Origin of the sequence: Bartonella sp. AD24XZML (assembly GCF_042196485.1) — a bacterium.
In the GTDB taxonomy this organism is placed as follows: domain Bacteria; phylum Pseudomonadota; class Alphaproteobacteria; order Rhizobiales; family Rhizobiaceae; genus Bartonella.
In genome coordinates this window covers 1-2,436 of record NZ_JBHIQH010000067.1, presented here as the reverse complement: position 1 = coordinate 2,436, position 2,436 = coordinate 1, and the positions used below count along the sequence as shown (strand labels likewise).

Annotated in this window: 1 protein-coding gene; it reads right to left on the bottom strand. The window is 32.8% G+C overall.

Translation table 11 applies throughout. The annotated features are described in order from the left end of the window. Positions 1–476 precede the first annotated feature (476 nt). Positions 477–2,436, bottom strand: a 1,960-nt coding sequence (locus tag ACFIMX_RS06610; RefSeq protein WP_375694213.1) for a type ISP restriction/modification enzyme, incomplete at its 5' end; no start/stop codon positions are given.

Sequence of the window (2,436 nt, the reverse complement as noted above, 5' to 3'; positions counted from 1 at the left end):
TTTTTTTCAATCAAAAAATAAAAGTTATTATATTTCAATATATTAGCATTTTAGAGATACAATCTATATTAAAACACAACCTATAAATACAACCCATGATATATTTTTGAAGGTATTTTGAGGGTGTTAGAAACCTTCAAAACCTATAAGTAATATAAGAAAATGAATATACATAACTCTCTTTAAACAAAGCTTTTGAAAAGCATAAAGCACTCATTTAAGATTACGGTATAATCTTTTAAAGGCAATGTAAAAAAATCTAACTCTATTTAAGATGGGGTTTCTTATAAATCTTAAAGCAATCCAAAGTAGAGTATCTAAAAGTGCAAGTTTTTTCTTTTTAGAATAACGCATGATAAATTATCCTTTTAAAGATTGTATGTAAGCAATGTATAAAGGGGTATAGAACCTATAGGTATAAGACCTTTTACCCCTTGTGAGTTTATCATACCCATTATGTGAGCATGCTTTATAAGTTATTCAGTTTCTCTTATTTCTAATTTTGGTAAGTTCTTAACGATTTTCATGGTTTCTAAACTTACCGTAATAACCCTTTGAAACAATTCTAGAGGGTAGGCGGGGTTGCCAACGGTTTCAACAGCATAGCGATTGGCATCATTGACAATACCGCTCTTTTTATCTGTCTTTATACATTGACGCCCCATAACCCATTCAAGAGCGGGCTTGCCATTGACGATATATTCATAAGCTTCAAGAGGGATATCTGTTATTGTGATACTGCTATTGTAAAAAACTGTTGATTTATCCTTTTCCTTACTATTCTTAATTTTTGCGAATTTCATTTCAGTTACATAATAGAATTTTTCGGGATTAGAGATCTCTGTAACTTTTGGATTGCCTTTTTTAAAGGTCACGGGGTAAGGCTCTACATCTTCATAATTCACGTGCAAATGACCCAGTTCACGCCCTGCTGTTACAAATTTCCAAAAATCATCAGCACTCTTTACGCAAGGGATACGAGGCAGTTCTTTGCATAAATTATCAGCATAACGAGAGCGATAATCTTCTGAATGAAGCAAACCGTAAACATAATAGAATAGATCATCTTTTGTTATGGTTTCATTAGGATAAGCCGCTTTAAAATGTGCTAGTCCTTCATCAGTAATGGCATCACGTCGTTGTAAATCAGCTGTTTTGCTGTCTTCTGTAGAAATTAAAAATAAATGGGATTGTTTCTTGTTTTTATCTTTTAAAGATTCAGTATCTTCGTAAATATAGCGTGGAAAGCATTGTCCTTTATCTATTGCATCATGGTTAGGTAGATTCTTAGTCATTAAGACAGAGAAACCACTTCTTCCTCCAACAGCAGAAACTTGTATTACTTTATTTTTAACCGCTTGTCCTATCGGGAATATACGAGGCATTTGATAAACCCCATCGTTAAAGATGCGATTATAATAAAGCCATTGTTTTGTAAAAGGACGATAAAGACTTTGAGTAAGACTGTAACATTCAAACTTAAAGAGTTTTTCTTTTACCAATTCTTGTTTAATATTATGACTCCAACTGATTTTTTTTACATCTGTATTGACGAAATTATCTACAGCATTTGCACGTGTTTTACGATCAGAGTGTCGATAGGTAGTATTAAAACGTTCTACTTCGCTGTTATAGAACGTAATCATATTATTCATGTTTTTCTTTAAAAATTCACGGCTTGAGTTATATGTCCAAGCATCACGATTAGTTTTTAGACCACAAGAAAAATTTTCAAATAGTTTTTTACCATGTCCTTTCTTATCACCTAAAGCTAAGAATGTTTCAAAACTTTCATCACGTTGATTTATCCAATCACCATGCTTATCTGGTGTAATCATTTGCCAGCTTTGTTCACGTGTAATACTACCAACACTACCAAAGTATTGAAGCATCTCAAGTTTTTTTTCGGTAGAAAGATTATCTCCAATATCATGATAATAAATTTTACAAGGTCCAATAGCATTGGGATTTTTGATAAATAGCGTTACCGCAATACCAGTCATACTACCATTGCCGAAAATATTTTCACCTTCTTGAGCAACTCCATTGCTTAACATATTTTTGCGAAGATCACCCCTCAGATTGAGAACATAAATGCTCGTAAACTCTTTGGCTAAAGATTTTCGTAAACCGTCCATTGTTGATTTATCTATATAACCAGAACCAGAAACAAAGCCGATTACCCCAGCATTATCAATACGGTCACTAGCCCAGCGAATGGCACGGATATAACTGTCATAAAGTCTATTAATATTATTTGCTTTTGAATGAGCAGCATAGGTTTCACGAATACGATTATCTAAAATCGGATAAGAAGTATTCTTTGCATTATCATTTTCGTTTTTTTGTCCTACCGAATAAGGAGGGTTACCAAAGATAACTTCGATATCCAGTTTCTTTTGATGTTCCAGATATTCACTGTTTTCTTTAAACAAT